This window comes from Gammaproteobacteria bacterium, assembly GCA_017999615.1.
Lineage (GTDB): Bacteria > Pseudomonadota > Gammaproteobacteria > JAABTG01 > JAABTG01 > JAGNLM01.
Window position 1 is genome coordinate 669,656 of sequence record JAGNLM010000001.1, and the last position, 19,724, is coordinate 689,379.

17 protein-coding genes are annotated in these 19,724 nt (G+C 68.9%); 14 read left to right on the plus strand and 3 right to left on the minus strand.

What is annotated here, in order from left to right:
• Positions 1-89: 89 nt before the first annotated feature.
• From KA217_02960 to KA217_02970, 3 genes are all read right to left on the minus strand, one after another.
• Positions 90-1,391 (minus strand): hypothetical protein, encoded by a 1,302-nt coding sequence (locus tag KA217_02960; GenBank protein ID MBP7711412.1) that lies wholly within the window; start codon positions 1,389-1,391, stop codon positions 90-92.
• A 155-nt stretch (positions 1,392-1,546) separates the two neighbouring features.
• Complete coding sequence (locus tag KA217_02965; protein MBP7711413.1) at positions 1,547-2,851, minus strand: hypothetical protein; 1,305 nt, start codon at positions 2,849-2,851, stop codon at positions 1,547-1,549.
• 90 nt (positions 2,852-2,941) lie between these two features.
• A complete protein-coding gene (locus KA217_02970) occupies positions 2,942-4,765 on the minus strand; it encodes a hypothetical protein (protein ID MBP7711414.1) in 1,824 nt (607 codons plus the stop codon).
• A gap of 220 nt (positions 4,766-4,985) precedes the next feature.
• On the opposite strand from KA217_02970, the gene KA217_02975 reads away from it, so the two are divergent.
• The 14 genes from KA217_02975 (at position 4,986) to KA217_03040 (ending at position 19,722) form a co-directional block, all read left to right on the plus strand.
• Positions 4,986-6,278 carry a cytochrome c family protein gene (locus tag KA217_02975; GenBank protein MBP7711415.1) on the plus strand — a complete coding sequence of 431 codons (1,293 nt, stop codon included), beginning with the start codon at positions 4,986-4,988 and terminating at the stop codon, positions 6,276-6,278.
• 173 nt (positions 6,279-6,451) lie between these two features.
• Positions 6,452-7,111 (plus strand): hypothetical protein, encoded by a 660-nt coding sequence (locus tag KA217_02980; GenBank protein MBP7711416.1) that lies wholly within the window; start codon positions 6,452-6,454, stop codon positions 7,109-7,111.
• 60 nt (positions 7,112-7,171) lie between these two features.
• Positions 7,172-8,101: a 4Fe-4S dicluster domain-containing protein gene (locus KA217_02985; GenBank protein MBP7711417.1), complete on the plus strand. Its 930-nt coding sequence runs from the start codon at positions 7,172-7,174 to the stop codon at positions 8,099-8,101.
• Positions 8,102-8,114: 13 nt separating this feature from the next.
• Positions 8,115-9,374, plus strand: coding sequence for a polysulfide reductase NrfD (nrfD, locus tag KA217_02990; protein ID MBP7711418.1), 1,260 nt, complete (start codon positions 8,115-8,117; stop codon positions 9,372-9,374).
• A 342-nt stretch (positions 9,375-9,716) separates the two neighbouring features.
• Entirely contained in the window at positions 9,717-10,394 is a 678-nt protein-coding gene (locus KA217_02995; GenBank protein ID MBP7711419.1) for a hypothetical protein, read from the plus strand.
• 402 nt (positions 10,395-10,796) lie between these two features.
• On the plus strand, positions 10,797-11,387 hold the full coding sequence (locus KA217_03000) for a polysaccharide biosynthesis/export family protein (protein MBP7711420.1): 591 nt from the start codon (positions 10,797-10,799) through the stop codon (positions 11,385-11,387).
• A 93-nt stretch (positions 11,388-11,480) separates the two neighbouring features.
• Positions 11,481-12,734: a hypothetical protein gene (locus KA217_03005; GenBank protein MBP7711421.1), complete on the plus strand. Its 1,254-nt coding sequence runs from the start codon at positions 11,481-11,483 to the stop codon at positions 12,732-12,734.
• Between the two features lie 85 nt (positions 12,735-12,819).
• Entirely contained in the window at positions 12,820-14,565 is a 1,746-nt protein-coding gene (locus KA217_03010; protein ID MBP7711422.1) for a lipopolysaccharide biosynthesis protein, read from the plus strand.
• A gap of 121 nt (positions 14,566-14,686) precedes the next feature.
• Positions 14,687-15,526, plus strand: coding sequence for a CpsD/CapB family tyrosine-protein kinase (locus tag KA217_03015; protein MBP7711423.1), 840 nt, complete (start codon positions 14,687-14,689; stop codon positions 15,524-15,526).
• 8 nt (positions 15,527-15,534) lie between these two features.
• Positions 15,535-16,416 carry an AAA family ATPase gene (locus tag KA217_03020; GenBank protein ID MBP7711424.1) on the plus strand — a complete coding sequence of 294 codons (882 nt, stop codon included), beginning with the start codon at positions 15,535-15,537 and terminating at the stop codon, positions 16,414-16,416.
• A gap of 29 nt (positions 16,417-16,445) precedes the next feature.
• A complete protein-coding gene (locus KA217_03025; GenBank protein ID MBP7711425.1) occupies positions 16,446-17,417 on the plus strand; it encodes a DUF2157 domain-containing protein in 972 nt (323 codons plus the stop codon).
• Positions 17,414-18,490: a DUF4401 domain-containing protein gene (locus KA217_03030; protein ID MBP7711426.1), complete on the plus strand. Its 1,077-nt coding sequence runs from the start codon at positions 17,414-17,416 to the stop codon at positions 18,488-18,490. The genes KA217_03025 and KA217_03030 overlap by 4 nt, the downstream gene beginning before the upstream one ends.
• 4 nt (positions 18,491-18,494) lie before the next feature.
• On the plus strand, positions 18,495-19,079 hold the full coding sequence (locus KA217_03035) for a GDYXXLXY domain-containing protein (protein ID MBP7711427.1): 585 nt from the start codon (positions 18,495-18,497) through the stop codon (positions 19,077-19,079).
• Between the two features lie 67 nt (positions 19,080-19,146).
• On the plus strand, positions 19,147-19,722 hold the full coding sequence (locus KA217_03040) for a Uma2 family endonuclease (GenBank protein ID MBP7711428.1): 576 nt from the start codon (positions 19,147-19,149) through the stop codon (positions 19,720-19,722).
• Positions 19,723-19,724: the final 2 nt, after the last annotated feature.

A 19,724-nucleotide genomic window follows, 5' to 3' on the forward strand; every position in this document is an offset into this window, starting at 1 on the left:
GGCTCTCGAAAAAGGTCGGAGATCGATGGGGTGCCCCGCAAGGGGACACCCCAAGTGTTGCACATCTTCGCCAGTCCGTCGCTCGCCCCTCACTCGAAGACGTAGCTGCCGTCGCCCTTGATGGTGAGCGCGTCGTTCAGGAAGCGCACCTGGTCGTAGCCGAGCTTCTTCAGGAACTGGTACGCCATCTCGGAGCGGGATCCGTTGGTGCAATAGGCGACGATGGGACGGTCCTTCGGCAGCGACGAGGGATCCGCCTGCAGCTTGTCGAGGGGCAGGTGCGTCGAGCCCTTCAGCACACCCATCGCGGCCTCCTTGGCGTCGCGCACGTCCAGCAGCAGCGCGTTGCCGGGCGCGGCGACCACTTTCGCGAACTCCTCGGTCGACAGCGAGCCTTCCTTCGGCTTCTTCGTGTAGGCGATCTGGGTCGGGGCTTCGCCGGTGACCGTCGGCCGGCCCTCCTTCACCCACGCCTGGTAGCCGCCCCCGAGGATCGTGGCGTTCTTGTAGCGGTACTTCTTCAGCTCCGCGAACGCGGTGAGGACGTCCTCGCCGTTGTCCGTGTTGCCATAGACCACGATGGGCGCCCCCATGTCGGCCACGCCCGGGAGCCTCGCCGGTGCCTTCTCGGCGATGAATTTCTGGGTCATCGCGGGGAACGCCGCGGACTCGATCGACACCGCCCCCGGCAGGTGCCCTGCGGCCACCTCCGCCTTCGGGCGCACGTCGATGACGACGTGATGCGGGTCGAGGTGGGCCGCGACCCACTCGGGTACCGAGGTCACCGGCTTGCCGGCCTTCTTCCACGCGGGAATGCCGGCCTGGAAGCCCTTCAGGTTGGTGTGGCCGGCCTTGGTGGCGATCTCGATGGAGCTGCCCGTGTAGGGACAGGTGGGACCACCACAATAGAAGATGACCATCGTGCCCTTGTCGGTGGGCAGCTTGTCCAGGTTGTTCGGCAGGTCCTTCCAGAAGATCTGGATGGCGCCCGGGATGTGCCCTTCGAGGTACGGTCCCTTCGGGCGGGCGTCGACTAGCAGGAACGGGTCCTTGCCGGCGCGGATCCGCTCGAGCTCCTCCATGCTGATCTCGGCCCCGGGCGGAAGGGCGAACACCACCTTGGTGATCCGGGTGGCCGGCTGACCGGGCGTGTGCTCGACCTTGATCAGGTCCGGGGTGCCGAGCTCCTTGATGCCCGCCGCGTTGACGAACTCGGTCTGCGGACCGAAGAGCACGACCTGGGACTTTCCGCTCACCTCGACCTGGATGGTGTTGGCCTTGTTCGAGATGTCTTCGATGCGGCCCTCCACGGTGTCGGCCCGGGCGGTCGGGACCAGGGCGAGCAGGGCGGCGAGCAGGGCGGAGAGGGGCGTCGGGCGCGGGATCGACATGAGCGGATACCTCGCAGGTGGCTGAGTTCCCGGTGGGGCACGCTGCGCGGGGCAACACCACCAACCCGGGGGGCCCGAAGGCCCCCCTGAGTATAGGCCCTGACGACGACCGTCCGCGATGAGTATCTGGTTGTTTTAACTAAGATTAATATCGTTCACTCGAGGACGTAGCTGCCATCGCCCTTGATCACCAGTGACTCGTTCAGGAAGCGGACCTTCTCGAAGCCGTTCTTCTTCAGGAAGTCGTACGCCATCTCCGAGCGAATGCCGTTGCTGCAGTAGGTGATGACGGGCTTGTCCTTCGCCAGGACGGACGGGTCGGCCTGAAGGCGGTCGATGGGGATGTGCAGCGCTCCCGGCAATTTGCCGCCTGCCACCTCCTTGTCCTCGCGCACGTCCACCAGGATCGTGTCGCCCCGGTTCTCGACCAGCTTCGCGAACTCGTCCCGGGACACCGCGCCGGGCTTCAGCTTCTTCACGTAGCTGATCTGCGTCGTGGCCGCCCCCGCCTCGATCGGCAGGCCCTGCTTCACCCATTCGGGGTAACCCCCCTTCAGGATGGCGGCGTTCTTGTACTGGTACTTCTTCAGCTCCCCGTAGGCCGTGAGCACGTCCTGCCCGTTCTCGGTGTCCCCGTACACGACGATGGGAGCCGCCATGTCGGCGACACCCGGCAACCGGGCCACCTGCTTCTCGGCGACGAACTTCTGGGTCATCGCAGGGAACTCCGCAGCCTCCATCGCCACGGCCCCTTTGACATGACCTTTGGCCGATTCGGCCTTCGCGCGCACGTCGATCACCACGGTGTTCGGGCCGAGACCGGCGGCGACCCACGAGGGGCTGGCGACGACCGGCTTGCCGGCCTTCTTCCAGGCGGGAATTCCGGCCTGGAAACCCTTCAGGTTCGTGTGGCCGGCCTTGGCCGCGATCTCGATGGACTGCCCCGTGTACGGGCAGGTCGGGCCGCCGCAGTAGAAGATGAGCATCACCCCCTTGTCGGCCGGCAGCTCGTTCAGGCGGTTCGGCAAGTCCTTCGGGAAGATGTTGATGCTGCCCGGCAGGTGCCCCGTGACATATTGCTTCTCGGGACGGGCGTCCACGAGGACGAAGGGTTCCTTGCCCGCGCGAATCGCCTCGAGCTCCTGCAGGCTCACCTCCGCTCCGGGTGGCAGGCCGAAGACCACCTTGGTGATCCTGGTCGCGGGCTTGCCGGGGGCGTACTCGACCTCGATCAGGTCCGGCGAGCCGAGGTCCTTCACGCTGGCCGCGTTCACGTACTGCGTCTCCGGTCCGAAGAGAACCGTGACCGGCGGCTGGCCTTCGGGGGTCAGCTTGATGGTGGACCCCTTGTTGGAGATGTCGTCGATGCGGCCCTTGACGGTGTCCGCACCAGCGCCGGCCGACAGCGCGAGGCCGCCGGTCAAGACGAGGACGAGGCAGGTGATTCGCCTGTGGGACATGCTCCTATCCTCCTCTGGTTCTGCGTTTGCCTATGGGATATTGCCTCCCTAACTATGACCCAAGTGTATTGCCTATGTAAATTTCGTTCGCTAGGGGAGGAGGCAGTTTGCGGTGGGGTCGGTCGGCGTGGGTGGGCAGACGAAGGCGAGCACCCCGCCGTCAGGTCGGACCTCGATGCGCAGGTCCTGCAGGCGAGAGAGCACGTCCATCCCGAGCACCGGCTTCCAGTGGCTGTCCGCGGAGGCACAGGCGAGCGCCCGCACGCCGGGCAACACGCAGGAACCGATGCGCAGTCCTTCGAGGAGGTAGTGCCTTGCCTCGGCGCCACCACCGTGGATGAGCTCCACGTTCACTTCCCCGAGGGGCAGCGCCCGGTTGCGCCCGCACATGCGCTGCAGGTGCGGGTGGGGGAGCACGGTGACGGCCGAGCCGGTGTCGAGCAGCAACGAGAGGTCCGGGTCCTGCACGCAGCCCACGAGCCGGACCGGGACGTGCAGCAGTCCCTCGCGCAGGGTGAGGGGCACGCGCTCGGGACCGTTGCGCTCGGCAGGGGCCTCGCCGGGCGGGGGAGCGGCCGACGGAGCGGACGGGGGAGCGGACGGGGGAGCGGACGGGGTAGCGGGCGGGGGAGCGGGCGGCGTGCCGTGGCAGCTCCCGCAGGCCCGCGCCGGCCCCACCGTGTGCGGGCTGATGGGCACGAGCTCGCGCCACGACCGCACCGCCGCGGGCCCGCCAGCGGGAGGCGGGAACTCCGCGCTCATGGCCATGCCGGGGACGAAGGGTGCGATGCGCCCGTCGGGTCGCTCCCCGAGGTTCGGCACGACGGGCTGCATCTTCCCGCGGTCCGCGAGCCAGCGCCCGGGGGTCAGCCGGCGCTCGTGATGGTCCCACTGCTCGGCGCCCGGCTCGAAGCGCACGTGGCAGCCCTCGCACTGGGGCGCCCACTGGCTGTGGCAGGCCTCGCAGGTGAGGCGAGCGTGCTCGCGCGCGTATGGGTGGGCGGGCATCCGCGCCTTTCCGCCCTCGCGGTGGCAGTCCTCGCAGACGGGACCGGCCTTCCCCGCCAGGCCCATCACCTGGGTCCCGCGGTGACAGTCGACGCAGCGCATTCCCGCCCGGTGGTGGGCGTCGCCCGGGACGCGCTCCACCAGTCGGCCGTCGGGGAGCCGCCCCAGGCGTGACCGGTCCACCCGTGCGAGCGCGGACTCGTCCACCTCGGCGAGGCCGGAGTAGGCGAGGGCCATGCGCGTGGCGCGGGAGTGACAGCCGAAGCAGCGCTCGTCCCGCACCCGGGCGGAGAGCTCGGCGTGCGCACCCGCGGGGTAGTCGTTCAGGTGGCAGGCGAGGCACCCGCCCCCGCGGTCGCGCACCGGGTCGAGCGCGTGCCGGGCCTTGGGGTGCGCGATGTGGCAACTCGCGCAGAGCTTGCGAAAGAGCGAGTCGGCCGGTGACTGGCCGAGGCTGGCGACGCCCGCGGCCGCCGCCGGGGCGGACTTCCGATCGCCTGCGGGGGCCTCGCCAAAGGCCTGCCGGTTGCCCGTCACCATCCCGCGCAGGGTCGCCATGGGACTCGCGCGCACACCGGCCAGCTCTGCCGGGTGACAGCGCCCGCAGGTCCGCTCCGCGTTCTCCAGGTTCCCCGGGAAGGCGACGAGCCCGGCGTGCGCGAGCTCCCGTGTCGCGGCCGCGGCGTCGCCGGCGTGGCAGGCGGTGCAGTCTCCCGCAGCGAAGGCATGTCCCGCCGGGTGGCCCTGGTCGCGGACGGGGTGGCAGCCGAGGCATCCGGGGACGGCGGCTGCGGCCACCGCTTCGAGGCCGAGAAGGGCCGTGAGGGGCAGGGCGGTGAGGGCCAGGGGCGTCAGCACGAGGGGCGCCAGGGTGAGGAGCGCGAGGGCCAGGAGCGGCGCGCGCACGCTCCCGCCGGCGCGGCGGTCCGACCGGCCCGGGCTCCCCGCAAGCGGGGCCACGAATGGAGCCGCGCTTCGCCTCCCCGCAGATTTGCGCCAGATCAAGTGGCCTGCATCTTGGTCAAGGACCTGGTGGACGCACTCCGGTTCGTCACTCATGATTCCCTCACCGTCTTTGGGGTGATTTTCTTCAACAATAACCTGGATGAATCGGATGGAGGTCGTCGTGCGCAGCCGCTCACTCGTCCTGACCCTCGCTCTCGTGCTGATCGGAGGTTTCCCGGCGCATTCGGCGTACGCCGCCCGTACGACGGCGGACGACGAGGCCGAAGAGCCGTTCCAGGGAAGGACCGTTCAGTATTATCGCCCGGAAGCTTGCAAGAAGTGCCACGAGGAAATCTACAACCAGTGGAAGTCCTCGATGCACGCGAAGAGCACGGCGCTGAAGGACCCCATCCACGAGGCGATGTACCAGATGGAGGTCGGCTCGCCGACGGAGGAGGGCGTCAAGCACAAGAAGTCTCAGACCTATCCGGTCTGCCTGCAGTGCCACGCGCCGGTCGCGGCGATGGAGAAGAAGACCAAGCTTGACGAGAAAGAGGCCTACAGCAACGGCGTCGGGTGCGTGGTGTGCCACTCCTTCGCCCACTTCAAGGGCATCAAGAAGCCGGACGGCAAGTACCAGCTCGGCCAGCTGGCCTATCAGGTCGACACCGAGCAGCTCTACGGGCCCTCCGGCATCTCCTACACCAAGAAGCGGGTGCCCAAAGGGTCTACGTGGCCGATTCCGGTCAACCACCCCCAGCCCATCAAGGGCAGCAAGGCGTCGCTCTTCAAGAGCAACGACCTCTGCATGGGATGCCACGACCAGCGCAACAACCCGAAGGAAGTGCCCCTCTGCATGACCGGCCCCGAGTACGAGAAGGGCAAGGCCTTCATCAACTGCCAGGCCTGCCACATGGCGCCGACCGAGGTGGTGAACAAGGACGGCGAGAAGGTCAAGGTGTTCGACCACACCATGGCCGGTGGGCACCACGACAAGATGATCACCCAGGGTGTCGCGTTGAGCATGGACGTGAAGCGCGAGGGGGACAATTTCAAGGTCGACATCACGCTGCGTAACCGCCTGCCGCACGCCTACCCGACCGGCGCGCCGTTCCGCAACGCCATCGTGCGGGTGGCCGCGTACGACAAGGACGGGAAGCTGCTGTGGCAGAACTACGAGAAGCACCCCTCCAAGGACGACCCCAAGGCCTTCCTCCTCCTCGCCCTCGGCAAGGACGGCAAGCCGGTGATGCCACCCGAGGCCACCGAGATCCTGAACGACTCGCGCCTGCAGCCGGACGAGACCCGCGCGCTCGAGTACAGCTTCACCGCCGCGGGCGTCGGCATCGTGCGCACCGAGCTGCTCTACCACCTGCTGACGCCGCCGGTGCTCGAGATGTTCGGGGACAAGCTGCCGGAAGAAGTGAAGAAGGCAAGGGTCGCGGCCTCGGCCGAGGAACGCTTCGAAAGCTGAGGACCCCGGCGGCGAAACGCGGTTCCCGGGGCGGGCGGGGCGCCAGCACGCCCGCCCCGTGAGAGGCCGCAGCGGTCGGTCGAGCCCCACGGTATCGGTGGTCAGGAGGATTGACGATGGTCTCGCTTGGAACATGGCTTCGGTCGCGCGCCCTGTGGAGCGGAGCCTGCCTGGTGGCCCTGCTGCCCCTCGCAGCGGTGGGTGACGGGGCGAGCGACGAGGTGAGCGACAAGCCCGCGGTCGCCCGACCGGCGCCCCGCACCCTGGAGACGGTCCACCCGGAGGCGAACCCCGCCAAGACAGTGGACGGCCAGGCGCCGTTCGAGGAAGCCCCGCTGTTCCGGGTCGTCACCCGGAAGAAGGACTCGGACATGCACCCCTGCGGGGATTGCCACGACGAGACGCTGTCGGACTTCAAGCCGCGGGACCTGCAGCGGCCCCACGACGACTTCAAGCTCGAGCACGGGCTGCACGGCCGCGGCGAGTTCTGGTGCTTCACCTGCCATCGCGTGAAGGGCACGGGCGGCCTGAAGACGATGGAGAGCGAGCGGCTCGGGTTCGACGACGCCTACGTCATCTGTTCCCAGTGCCACGCCCAGGAAGCCCGGGACTGGACCCACGGCGCCCACGGCAAGCGCGTGGGGGGCTGGGAGGGAGACCGCACGCTGCTCAGTTGCACCGTCTGCCACTTCCAGCACCGCCCGAAGATGGACCCGCGCAAGGCCGAGGAGCCTCCGCCGGTGCGCCGGGGCCTCCCTCGCCAGGACACCAATCCCCACGAGCCGTTGCCGGTGTGGGAGCGCCACGGGGCCCAGGGCCCGGTGACCAAGTGACCGGGTAACTCGGCGGCACCCAAACATCCGGATCGAACACGTACACGGACAACGTTGGCCATGAGCGACCACGACCAGCACGACGACGCACCCGACCGCGCCCGCCGGCGCTTCCTGCAGCGGGTCGGTACCGTGGCAGCCGCAGCCGCGGCGGCCCCGGCGAGCGAGGGGGCCTGGGGCGGCAAGACCCTCGAGGACGCCCTGGGGGAGTTCTTCCAGGACAACTACCGGCGCATGACGCCGGAAGAGGTGAAGGAGGCGATCGGGCGCATCGAGCGCCGGGCGAAGCGCCTGTACGGCGTGGACATCACCGTCGGCAACGAGCCGCCGCTGCCCGGGGTCGTCTTCGGGTACGCGATCAACGTCTCCAAGTGCCGCGGATACCGGGACTGCGTTCGCGCCTGCGGCGAGGAGAACAACCAGAGCCTCGACATGCAGTACATCCGGGTGCTGCAGCTCGACCAGGGCAGCCTGAACTTCGAGCAGGCCGAGCACTACTACCCGGGCGACCAGGTCCCGGTCGAGGGCAAGCACTACGTCCCGGTGCAGTGCCAGCAGTGCGACAACCCCCCGTGCGTGAAGGCCTGCCCGGTCGGCGCGACCTGGAAGGAGCCCGACGGCGTCGTGGTGGTCGACTACGACTGGTGCATCGGTTGCCGGTACTGCATGGCGGCCTGCCCTTACCAGGCCCGCGTGTTCAACTGGGGCGCGCCGGACCTGCCGGCCGAGCGCATCAACCCCAAGACCCACTACCTCGGCAACCGCCCGCGGCAGGCCGGATCGGTCGAGAAGTGCCACTTCTGCCTGCAGCGCACGCGCGTCGGCAAGCTGCCCGCCTGTCAGGAGGCCTGCCCGACCGGGGCACGGGTGTTCGGGAACCTGCTCGATCCGGAGAGCGAGATCCGCTACGTGCTCGAGCACAAGGTCGTCTTCCGGCTGAAGGAGGACGTGGGGACCGAGCCGAAATTCTGGTACTACCGGGACGTCTGAGGAGGGGTGAGGCGTGGCCCTGTTTCGATTCCTTTCCAATGGAGTGCGGCATGCCTTCCGGGGCTCGCCGACCTACTGGGCGTGGCTGGGATTCCTGGTGCTGGTGATCGCGAACGGGCTGTGGGCCTATTCGCACCAGCTGTCCGAGGGGCTCATCGCCACGAACATGAGCAGCCAGGTCTCCTGGGGCTTCTACATCGCGAACTTCACCTACCTGGTGGGGGTCGCCGCGGCGGCCGTGCTGCTCGTCATTCCCGCCTACATCTTCCATCGCCAGGACGTGAAGGACGTGGTGCTGCTCGGCGACACCATGGCGGTCGCCGCGGTGATCATGGCGATCCTGTTCGTGGTGGTCGATCTGGGGCGGCCGGACCGCATCTGGCATCTGCTGCCGGGGGTTGGCATCTTCAACTTCCCGACCTCGATGCTGGCCTGGGACGTGGTGGTGCTCTCGGGCTACCTGCTGCTGAACCTCGGGATCTCGTTCTACATCGTCTACAGCCACTACCGCGGCCGCCAGCCGGTGCTGCGCTATTACTTCCCCTTCGTGCTGCTGGCGATGTTCTGGGCGATCTCCATCCACACCGTGACGGCCTTCCTGTTCTCCGCGAACAGCGGCCGGCCGTTCTGGTCGAACCCGCTGCTCGCGCCGCGGTTCATCGCCTCTGCGTTCGCCTCGGGACCCGCGCTCAGCATCATCGCCCTCACCATCGTGCGCAAGACGACGCGCTACCCCGTGCAGCAGAGCGTGATCGACATGCTCTCGGTGGTGATGACGGTGGCGCTCCAGATCACGCTCTTCTTCGTGGGCGCGGAGCTCTTCACCGAGTTCTACAACGAGGGGCACCACGCGGCGTCCGCGCGCTACCTGTTCCTCGGCCTGCACGGGCACGGCGTGCTGGTGCCCTGGATCTGGACGGGCATCGGGATGCTCGCGGTGGCGGTCTTCATCCTGATGGTCCACCCGCTTCGCCGGCAGCCGATCCTGCTGCTGCTCGCCTGCGTGCTGACCGCGGCGGGGGTCTGGATCGAAAAGGGGATGGGCCTCGTCATCCCCGGCTTCGTGCCCACCACCATGGGGGAGGTCTACGAGTACCTGCCGAACTTCCTCGAGGTAAGCGTGGCGCTCATGGTCTGGGCCGTGGGGCTGCTGCTCGTGACGGTGATGATGAAGATCGCCGTCGCGGTGGAGTGCGGCGACATGCGCGACCGCAAGGCGGCGGACAGGACCGTCGACGTCCCGCCGGCTTGCGCTGAGCCCGCGGCGTCATAGAGGACGAGACGGAGGGTTGTCGGCGGGCTTTACAGCCTGCCGACGACCCCTTCTTTCGTGACGTTTCTCATGCCTTCCAATGGGTTGCAGGCCTGTTCGGAACCTTCTTCCGAGCTTTGGGCCCTGAACCTCCGTCGGCAGTCTTGACGGGGGCTGCCCGATATCTCCTGTAACCCCAGGAAATCTCTCGCCTGGTGCAGAATTTGCAGCTTCTTTCCGCAAGCAGGTGTGACGGGTTTCACAGAAGATTTGATCCTCCGGTCACGAGACCAGAGAATGGCCCCGCTCCTGCGGTTGAAGTGGCGGTGGCAGGGAAGCATAGGCTCGATGGGAGTGAGTGGCATGAAAAAGGCGGGTGTTCTCACAGGTTTGCTGGCTGGTCTGCTGGTGGCGTTCGGCCCGGCCCGCGCGGATTTCGTGAAGTACGTGGAGTACTCGGGTTACAGTTCCTCGACCGACGGGTTTTTCGAGCCGGGCGGCACCTACGCCGACGGCAACAAGCTGGTCATCGGGCTGAGCAACTTCACGGCCGACGGCGCTGCCGTGATCAATGCCTTCGACACGTTCTCCTTCTACGCGAAGGCGCCGGCCGGTTTCTACATCACGCACGTCGAGTACAGCGAGTCTGGCCTTGGCAGCAACACCGGCGGCGCTGTGGCGCTTGCGACCGGCTCCATTGTCGTGGATGGAGTGTCCTACAGTCTCGCGTCGACGATCCTGCCCTCGTCCCCCCTGCCGAGCACCCAGACCTGGAGCCTCGGCGGCTTTGCCATTCCTGTCTACGCCCCGGTGACGGAGGGTGAGCAGGGACCCGTATCCATCCAGGTCACGAACAGCCTCGTGGCGGTGGACGTGCCGGGTGGAAATGCCAGCATCACCAAGGATTCGGCGTTCATCATCGCCCAGCTTGCCGAGATTGCAGCGGTCCCGCTCCCGCCGTCGCTGTGGCTGCTGGGCTCGGCCCTGTTCGGCGTCGGGCTCCTGAGTCGGCGTCGGAACCGCGTCGGGAGTGAAGGCTGACGATCATCACCCTCTCATGGGGTATGCCCCTTTAGGGGGGCTTGGCCGCACCGACCGGAGGGCAGGTCGGCCGGCGCATCGGATGAGGAGCCAGATACCAACCGGTCCCCGGGAAGGGGCCCGGGACGGGAGGGGAGGCGCCAGGACCCCGACCGGCCTGTGAGGAGCCCTTGAGACCCCGCTTCGGCGGGGTTTTGTTTTTGTGGCAGGCATCGCTCCCGGCCGCAGAATGGATGCCTGGCCTCAAGAACCGGAGCCGACGCACGCAATTAGACGCATCTGTTGCTAAACTGTGGCAAGTCAGGCGGTGGGGCAAGCGAGGCAGCGATGGACGCGACGGCGATGCGAGCGGTGACCTGGCAGCGGACCGGTGAGGCGGTTGCCGGCGTTCTGGTGCGGGTGATGGCGTGGGGGCGGTACCTGGTCGGCGCACCCGTGGTGCTCGCCGGGCTGACGGTGGCCCTGCTCGGGACCCCCGCGGCGCAGGCCCAGGAGACGGCGGTCGCCAGCGAGTACCTGGTGCGCCCCGGTGACATCCTCCAGGTCTCGGTCTGGAAGGAGCCCGAGCTGACCCGGGAGCTCCTCGTGCGGCCCGACGGCGGCTTCTCGTTCCCACTGGCCGGCCAGGTCCACGCCCAGGGGCGGCCGGTCGCGGACATCGAGCAGGAGATCAAGTCCCGAATCGAGCGCTACATCCCCGAGCCGGTGGTGACCGTCTCGGTGATGAAGGTGCTCGGCAACAACGTCAACGTCGTCGGCAAGGTCAACCGGCCTGGCGAGTACATCATGAACGGTCCGGTGGACGTCATGAAGGCCATCAGCATGGCGGGGGGGACGACGGTCTTCGCCGACCTCGACGACATCGTGGTCCTGCGCCGCGAGGTCGACGGTTCCCAGAGCGCCATCCCCTTCGATTACACGGAGGTGGAGGCGGGCCGGCGACTGGAGCAGAACATCCAGCTGCAGGCCGGCGATGTCGTGGTGGTGCCCTAGCCGGACGGGTCCGGCGCACCTCACCTTCGAGCGGACGGCGTGACACTGCCCCGACCGCAGGGTGCCCCCCCGGCAGCGAGAGCGACCCGGGCGTTGGCGGCTGCCGTCATCCTTCTCCTGCCTCTGGCTGCGCTCGCCGACGAGTGGTCGGCGCGGCCCCGGATCAGCTCGCGGCTGGTCTACGACGACAACCCGCGGTTGTGGCGCGACCACACCAACGACGCACTGGGGGTCGTCACCGAGGCCGCCGTCGACCTGGGCTGGTCGGACGGGGCGAGCCAGCTCACCTTCACCCCGCGGCTGCGTCACAACGAATACGGATCCGACCACCCGGAGCTCGACAGTCTCGACCAGTACTACACCCTGAGCGGCACGACGAGCACCGATCGCGCGAAGTTCGGCCTGAGCGCGAGCGCCAGCTTCGCCACGGTCCTCTCCACCGAGGACGTGGTGGAGGAGACGGGTGGCCGCGAGCGGCGCGACCGCAAGGTCGACCGCGACAGCCTCAGCATCACACCGTCCTTCTCCTACGTCCTGAGCGAGCGCAACACGCTCGGCATCGACTTCACCGCCTCCGATGTCGACTACCAGGGGCCGGGCTACCACGACTACCAGTTCTACACCGCCAACCTCTCCCTCGGCCACGCGCTCAGCGAGCGGGATACGGTGAGCGCCATCGTCTACCTGTCCCGGTACGACCGCACGATGCTCGAATCGGGGACCACCCTGCGGGTCCCCTTCGGTGGCGGCTCGCTGCTGGTCCCGGTGCGGGGCGACGTGGACGCCACGACCGACAGCATCGGCGCCCAGGCGGGCTACGAGCGTGCGCTCACCGAGACCCTGAAGGGCCGGGTCGCCGCGGGTGTGGTGCGCTCCGAGCTGAGCGCCGAGAAGGCCCGGTTGCCATGGGGTCTCGGCAGCGTGGAGCTCGTCGAGGACAGCACGGACTGGGGCCAGCTCCTCAACTTGAGCCTGAGCGAGAAGCTCGAGCGGATGACGTGGGACCTCGCCGCCTCGCGGACCCTCAGCCCGACGGGCGACGGCGTGCTGGTACGCAGGGACGAGGTGAGCGGTGGCCTCACCCGGGAGCTTGCCCCCCGCACCTCGGGCCGGCTGCGGCTCGTCGGGTTCCGGGAGGACGGTCTCAAGAGCAGCGTGGACTACTCGGACCGCAAGTACGCTCGCCTCGAAGCCGGCGTCAGCTACCGCCTGACGCCGTTCTGGACGCTGTCCGGGCAGTACCAGTTCCGTTACGAAAAATACGAGTACGCGGACGACGGCGCCAACTCCAACGCCTTCTGGCTCAGCATCGGCTACCAGGGCGACAAGTGGGCGGTGTCCCGGTAGAGTCTTCCCTCAAGCTCCCGGCCCCTCCGGCCGAGAACCCAGCGTACGGCACCGGCCGTGCCCGCATCGCCGCACCGACAGAACCATGGACCAAGACGTCAAGACCCTGCACGACTATCTGAGCGTCGTAGGCCGCCGCAAGTCGCAGATGCTGTGGGCGGGGCTCCTCATCCTGGCGGCGAGCCTTGCCGTCGCGTTCGGGCTGCCGCCGGTGTACCGGTCGACCGGCACCATCCTGATCGAGCAGCAGGAGATCCCGGTGGAACTGGTGCGGTCCACCGTCACCAGCTACGCGGACGAGCGCATCCAGGTCATCGGCCAGCGGGTGATGACCAGCGCCAACCTGCTCGGCATCATCGACAAGTACGGCCTGTACCCCGACGAGCGCAAGCGCGAGCCCGCGGAGGTCGTGGTCGAGGACATGCGCGGGGACATCAAGGTCGATATGGTGAGCGCGGAGGTCGTCGACCCGCGCACGGGGCGCCCCACCCAGGCCTCGATCGCGTTCACGGTCTCCTACGAGAGCCGGTCTCCCCAGCTGGCCCAGCGGGTCTCGAACGAGCTGGTGTCGCTGTACCTGAACGAGAACCTGAAGACCCGCGCCCAGCTCGCCTCGGACGCCGCGAAGTTCCTCGCCGAGGAGGGCAAGCGCCTGTCGGAGCAGATCGCGGAGCTCGAGAAGAAGCTCGCGGAGTTCAAGGAGAAGAACGCGGGTCTCCTGCCCGAGCTCGCCCAGCTCAACCTGCAGATGATGGACCGCACCGACCGCGAGATCCTCGAGGTGGAGCGCCAGATCAGCTCCCTCGAGGAGCGCAAGATCCTGCTCCAGGCCCAGCTCGCCCAGGTCAACCCCATGGAGAAGCTGGTCGCGGAGACCGGCGAGCGGATCCTGGGGCCCGCGGACCGCCTGAAGGTCCTGCAGAGCCAGTACGCGAGCCTCAGCGCGCTCTACGGCCCCGATCATCCCGACGTGGTCAAGACCCGCAAGGAGATGCGTGCCCTCCAGGCCCAGGTCGGCGGCGCGGACGCCTCCTCGGACCTGCAGCGCCGGCTCGACGGGGCCCGGGCAGAGCTGGCCGCGGCGGGGCAGAAGTACGGCCCGGAGCACCCCGACGTGCGGCGCGCCCAGCGCAGTGTCGCGAGCCTGGAAAGAGAGCTGGCCCAGGCGGGTGTCCGGCGTGGCAGCGTGCGCTCGAGCGCGCCGCCCGACAACCCGGCCTACGTGCAGTTGCAGGCCCAGGTCAACGCCGCGGACACCGAGCTGAAGACCCAGCGCAGCAAGCGCGAGGAGCTGAAGCAGAAGCTCGCCGAGTACGAGAATCGCCTCACGCAGGGCCCCCAGGTCGAGCGTGAGTACCGGGCGCTCACCCGGGACTACGAGAACGCGGTGGCGAAGTACCAGGAGATCAAGGCGAAGGAGATGCAGGCCCAACTCGCGGAGTCGCTCGAGACCGAGCGCAAGGGCGAGCGCTTCACGCTCATCGAGCCGCCCCTGCTGCCCGAGGAGCCGGTGAAGCCGAACCGGCTGGCCATCGCCTTCCTCGGCCTGGTGTTCTCTTTTGCGGGCGGCATCGGCAGCGCGGCGGTCTCGGAGAGCCTCGACACCACCGTGAGGGGCCGAGCCGCGGTGGCGGAGTTGCTGGGCGCACCGCCGCTCGCGAGCATCCCGCGCATCGAGACCGACCGGGAGCGCCGGCGCAGGAATCGCCGCCCGGTGTGGTGGGTTCTGGGTCTGCTCGTGCTCCTCGCCGCGGCGGCGTTGTTCGTGCACCTGTACGTGATGCCGCTCGACGTGGCGTGGTACGTGGCCATGCGGCGGATGGGGTTGTAGGGGGCCACGGCGGCGGGTGGGGGAGCTCGGACCCACCCCATGCGGGCGGTTGACGGTTCGCCGGCATCCCGCCGCGCGGTCCTGGCGGTAGCGTGCCTGAATCGAGCGAGTCCGAGAGACCATGGAACGAATCAAGCAAGCCCTCGAGAGAGCCCGCCTGGAGCGCGGCGAGGCACCGTCGCCGGGGATGCCCCCTGCGGGAATGCCGCTGTCCGGTGCGGGGACCGCGCGGCGCGCCCCAGCAGGCGCCGAGCCCGTCAAGGTCACCTACACCGAGACCCGCACCTTCCAGCCGCCCCTCGCCATCCTGAGGGCCAACCGGATCCTCGGCGGCATCGAGGAGCCCTCCGTGCTCGCGGCGTACAAGATGCTGCGCACGCAGGTCCTGCAGCGCATGAAGGAGAAGGGCTGGCGGGCGCTCGCCGTCACCAGCGCGGGGCCGGGGGAGGGCAAGACGCTCACCGCGGTCAACCTCGCGATCAGCCTTGCCCGCGAGGTCAACCACACCGTGCTGCTGGTGGACCTCGATCTGCGCAACCCCTCGGTGCACGAGTGTTTCGGCTTCCAGCCGGAGAGGGGGGTGGCGGACATCGTCCTGCAAGGAGTCCCGGTCTCGGAGGTGCTCATCCACCCCGGGATCGATCGCCTGGTCGTGCTGCCGGGGCGTGAGCCCCTGGCCCATTCCTCCGAAGTGCTGTCCTCGCCCGCGATGCTCGCCCTGGTGCAGGACCTCAAGCACCGCTACGCGAACCGGATCGTGCTGTTCGACCTGCCGCCGCTGCTCTCGGCCGACGACGCGGTCGCCTTCGCCCCGCACGTGGACGCCGCGCTGCTGGTGGTGGAGGAGGGCAAGACCACTCGTGACGAACTCACTCGCGCGGTTGGTTACCTGCGCAACACCGAGCTGCTCGGCACCGTCCTGAACAAGTCCGAGGAGTCCGTCGCCGGGTACTATTACTGACGAACGCGATGTACGAGACGCACTTCGGCTTTCGCGAGAAACCCTTCTCGCTGCTCCCCGACCCGGGCTTCCTCTACCTCGGGCGCCGGCACAGCATGGCCCTCGCCATGCTCCAGTACGGCGTGCGCAGCCAGGCGGGCTTCACGGTCATCGCGGGCGAGATCGGCTCCGGGAAGACCACCCTCATCCGCCACCTGCTCGACCAACTCGAGTCGGACGTCACCGTCGGCCTCATCTCCAACACGCACAGCTCCTTCGGGGAGCTCCTCGAGTGGGTCCTGCTCGCCTTCGGCATCCCGCACCAGGGGCTCGACAAGGTCGCGCGTCACCACCGCTTCACGGAATTCCTGATCAGCGAGTATTCGAAGCGCCGGCGCACCGTGCTCATCATCGACGAGGCGCAGAACCTGGCGCCCGAGACGTTGGAGGAGCTGCGCATGCTCTCTAACATCAACGCCGACAAGAGCCTGGTGCTCCAACTCGTCCTGGTGGGTCAGCCGGAGCTGCGCATGTTGCTCCGCCGACCCGGTCTCGAGCAGTTCGCGCAGCGGGTCTCGGTGGCCTATTATCTCGAGGCGCTCTCTCTCGAGGAGACCGTGGCCTACGTGCGCCACCGGCTGAAGGTCGCTGGCGGCAATCCGCGGCTCTTCGACAGCGACGCGCTGGAGTGGGTCCACCGGGCCAGCCGGGGTGTGCCGCGGGTCGTCAACACCATCTGCGACATGGCATTGGTGTACGCGTACGCCAGCGGTCAGACCCAGGTCGACCGTGCCACTGTCGAAGAGGTGGTTCGCGACCGCGTGGCGACGGGTCTGTTCACTGCCCCGCAGGACGAAGAGCGCGAGCCTGCGCGCCTCGGCGACACCCAGAAGCTTCGCCCGGTGGGGTGAAAAGCGCTCGATCCGCTCCCGGGTGAGTCATGGGGACGCGCCGGTACATCCTGGGCTGGACGGAGGAGGGACGCATCGCGCCCCAGGACGCCCGGCGCGCGCTGCGCACGGCCGGGGCGCTGCCGACCGGCCCCCAGTGGCGGCAGTTCGTCGCCCGCTTCCTCATCTGGCTCGGCACCGCCCTGGTCGCGGCCGGGGTGGTCCTGCTCCTCGTGTACAACTGGCAGATCCTGGGGCGCTTCGCGCGCCTCGCGGTGGTCGAGGGACTGTTCGCCGCGGTGCTGGGGGTGATCGGTTGGTTCGGGCTCGCGCGGATCGAGGGTAAGCTCGCGCTCCTCGGGGCGGCGGTGCTGGTGGGGGCGCTGCTCGCACTCGTCGGTCAAACCTACCCGACCGGCGCCGACAGCCACGGACTGTTCGTCGCCTGGGGCCTCGCGCTCGTGCCGCTCGCCGCCGTCGGCGGGATGCCGACCCTGTGGCTGCTCCTGCTGGCCGTCGCGAACGGGGCCTTCCTCGCCTACTTCAGGGCCTTCGGCGGGCTCTTCGGCGTCCCCCTGGGCGTGGAGGGGCTGCTCTGGGCGCTCGTCGCCCTGAACACCGCCGTCCTGGTGCTCTGGGAGGTGCTGGCCTGGGTCGGGGCCGCCGGGCGCTGGGGCCCGCGCCTCGTGGGAGTCGTGTCGGGGGGGCTGGTCACGGGGCTCGCGCTCTGGAGCATCGTCGACCCCGCGGGGGGATCGGGCTGGGGGGTGCCGGCCTGGATCCTGTGGCTCGGGGCCGTCTACGCCGTGTACCGGCGCGTCATCCATGACGTGTTCCTGCTGGCGACGGCGGTGTCCTCGATTGTCCTGGTCGCCGCAACCTTCCTCATCTGGCGCGCCGACATCCCCGAGTCGAACGCCCTTCTGATCGTCAGCCTGGTGGTGATTGGCGTCTCGGCGGCAGGCGCGCGCTGGCTGCGCGCGGTCTCGGCAGAGGAGCCCTCGGAGGAGGAGCCCCGGTGAGCGCACCCACCCGCGCCGAAGTCTGGTCGCGGATCGCGGCGGCCGGGATCGTCACCGGCGAGGTGCCGCCGCACCGCCCCCGCGTGCCCTGGTACGTGCGCCTGCTCCAGGGGGTCACCGGCTGGCTCGGGGCGCTCTTCCTGCTCGCCTTCCTCGGGAACACCTTCTCCTTCCTCTTCACCGACGCGGTGGGGGCGTTCCTCGTGGGCGCGGCGGCCTGCGTGGGCGCGGCCATCGGCTTCCGGCGCTATCCGGAGAGCGACTTCGCGGGCCAGCTCGGGTTCGCAGTCAGCCTCGCCGGCCAGTCGCTCCTCGGCTACGGCTTCTGGCAGCTCCTCGGGGAGCACTTCGGGCTCCTGGCCGTGGCGATGGTCACGGTCGAGATCGGGCTCTTCATCCTGGTGCCGAACTATGTGCACCGGGTCTGGAACGCCTGGGCGGCGGCGTTCTTCGCCTGGCACGCACTGTTGCAGTTGGGGCTCGGGCCCCTGGGGCCGGGGCTGCTGACGGCGGCCCTCGCCTGGATGTGGCTCGAGGAGCCCGAGCTCGCCCACTACGGCGAGCGGGCCCACGCGGCGGCCTGGGGGCTCGCGCTCGCGACCCTGCAGTTCCCCATCTGCGGACGGCGGGTGTGCGACCTCACGGTGCTCCTCGGCTGGCCTGGCGGTGACTCGCTCGGGGTCTGGGTCGAGTGGGCGGGCTCGGTACTGCTCGTCGTGGTCCTGGTCGCGGTGGTCTGGCGGCTCCTGAGGCGCGAGGGCCACTCGCTCTCCACCCGCCCGGGGGCGGTCGCGCTCGCCGGCGCGAGCATCCTCGCCATCACGAGCCTCAAGGCCCCGGGTTTCTCCCCGGCAATGGTGGCGCTCCTCGCGGGCTTCTCCGCCGGTTCCCGGCAGCTCACGGCGCTCGCCGTCTTCGCGCTGGTGGCGTACCTGACCCGCTACTACTACGCGCTCGAGGCCCCGCTCCTCGACAAGGCACTCCTGATGATGATCACCGGCGGCGCCCTGCTCCTGGTCGCCCTGGCCCAGCGTGAGCTCTGCACCTGTGGGCTCGAAGAGGACTGCGGGTAACGCCATGGGCTCGAACGCCATGGGTCCCAACGCCCTGGGTCGCAGCGTCCTGGGCCGCAGCGCCCTGAGCCGCAGCGCCCTGGGCCCCAACGCCATGGGCCGCTGGGTTGCCGTTCTCGTCGGCCTGCTCGTCCTGGGCGCCGTCAACTACACGGTCTACCAGCGCGAGCGGCTTCTCCGGGGCGGAGAGCTGGTGCTGTTGGAGCTTGCGCCGGTGGATACCCGGGACCTGAAGGAGGGGGACTTCCTCGCGCTCCGCTTCCGCGTCGTGGACGAGGCGTTCGGCAGGGGTAATCTCGTTGGGGTGAACGGCGAAGGTCGTCTGGTGCTGGACCTCGACCCCTACCAGATTGCGAGCTTCGTGCGCTTCGACGACGGCACGCCGCTCACCGTGGACGAGATGGCGGTGCGATTCCGGGTGCGCATCGGCGAGCCGACGATCGGGGCCAACGGCTTCCAGCTCCGCGAGGCCAACGCCCAGCGCTACGCCGCGGCCCGCTACGGGGAACTGCGGGTCGACGCGGCGGGCGAGGCGATCCTGGTCGACCTGCGGGACCAGTACCTCGCGAGCCTCGGCGGGCCGTGGTGAGCGGGGCGGGCGAAGTGCCCCGCGCGGAGTGTGGCACCGAGCTCAGAAGCCATAGGGAATGACCGAGATGGCCACTCGCGCCGAAGACCTGATCCGCCGCCACCGCTACACGGTGGAGGAGTTCCTGCGTATGGGCGAGGCAGGGATCCTGCGGGCGGACGAGCGGGTCGAGCTGATCGAGGGAGAGATTGCCGAGATGGCACCGATAGGAAGTCGGCACGCCGGGACAGTGAAGCAGATAGGCGCCATCCTGATGCGGACCGTGGGTGAGGGCGCCATCGTGTCCGTGCAGGACCCGATCATCCTGGGACCTCGCTCGGCTCCTCAGCCCGACCTCGCCCTGCTCCGGCCGCGGGCGGATTTCTACAAGGCCGCCCACCCGCAGGCCAAGGACGTGCTGCTCGTCATCGAGGTGGCCGACACCACCCAGCGCTACGACCGCCAGGTGAAGCTCCCGCTGTACGCCCGTCACGGGGTCCCGGAGGTGTGGCTGGTGGACCTGGAGCAGAATGCGATGGAGGTCTTCCGCGAGCCCAGCGCGGACGGCTACCGGCACGCAGAGCGCCTGGCCGATCTCACCAGCGTGTCCGTGGCGGGGCTGCCCGGCGTGGTCGTCGACCTGCGCGAGCTGTTCCGCTCGTAGGC

Excerpts from the sequence above, each read along its gene's own strand:
- KA217_03035 (MBP7711427.1), top strand. The coding sequence starts at position 18,495 with ATGGGCTCGAACGCCATGGGTCCCAACGCCCTGGGTCGCAGCGTCCTG.
- KA217_02965 (MBP7711413.1), bottom strand. The coding sequence starts at position 2,851 with ATGTCCCACAGGCGAATCACCTGCCTCGTCCTCGTCTTGACCGGCGGC.
- KA217_03020 (MBP7711424.1), top strand. The coding sequence starts at position 15,535 with ATGTACGAGACGCACTTCGGCTTTCGCGAGAAACCCTTCTCGCTGCTC.
- KA217_03025 (MBP7711425.1), top strand. The coding sequence starts at position 16,446 with ATGGGGACGCGCCGGTACATCCTGGGCTGGACGGAGGAGGGACGCATC.
- KA217_03015 (MBP7711423.1), top strand. The coding sequence starts at position 14,687 with ATGGAACGAATCAAGCAAGCCCTCGAGAGAGCCCGCCTGGAGCGCGGC.
- KA217_02960 (MBP7711412.1), bottom strand. The coding sequence starts at position 1,391 with ATGTCGATCCCGCGCCCGACGCCCCTCTCCGCCCTGCTCGCCGCCCTG.
- KA217_03010 (MBP7711422.1), top strand. The coding sequence starts at position 12,820 with ATGGACCAAGACGTCAAGACCCTGCACGACTATCTGAGCGTCGTAGGC.
- KA217_03040 (MBP7711428.1), top strand. The coding sequence starts at position 19,147 with ATGGCCACTCGCGCCGAAGACCTGATCCGCCGCCACCGCTACACGGTG.
- KA217_03000 (MBP7711420.1), top strand. The coding sequence starts at position 10,797 with ATGGCGTGGGGGCGGTACCTGGTCGGCGCACCCGTGGTGCTCGCCGGG.
- KA217_02995 (MBP7711419.1), top strand. The coding sequence starts at position 9,717 with ATGAAAAAGGCGGGTGTTCTCACAGGTTTGCTGGCTGGTCTGCTGGTG.
- KA217_02985 (MBP7711417.1), top strand. The coding sequence starts at position 7,172 with ATGAGCGACCACGACCAGCACGACGACGCACCCGACCGCGCCCGCCGG.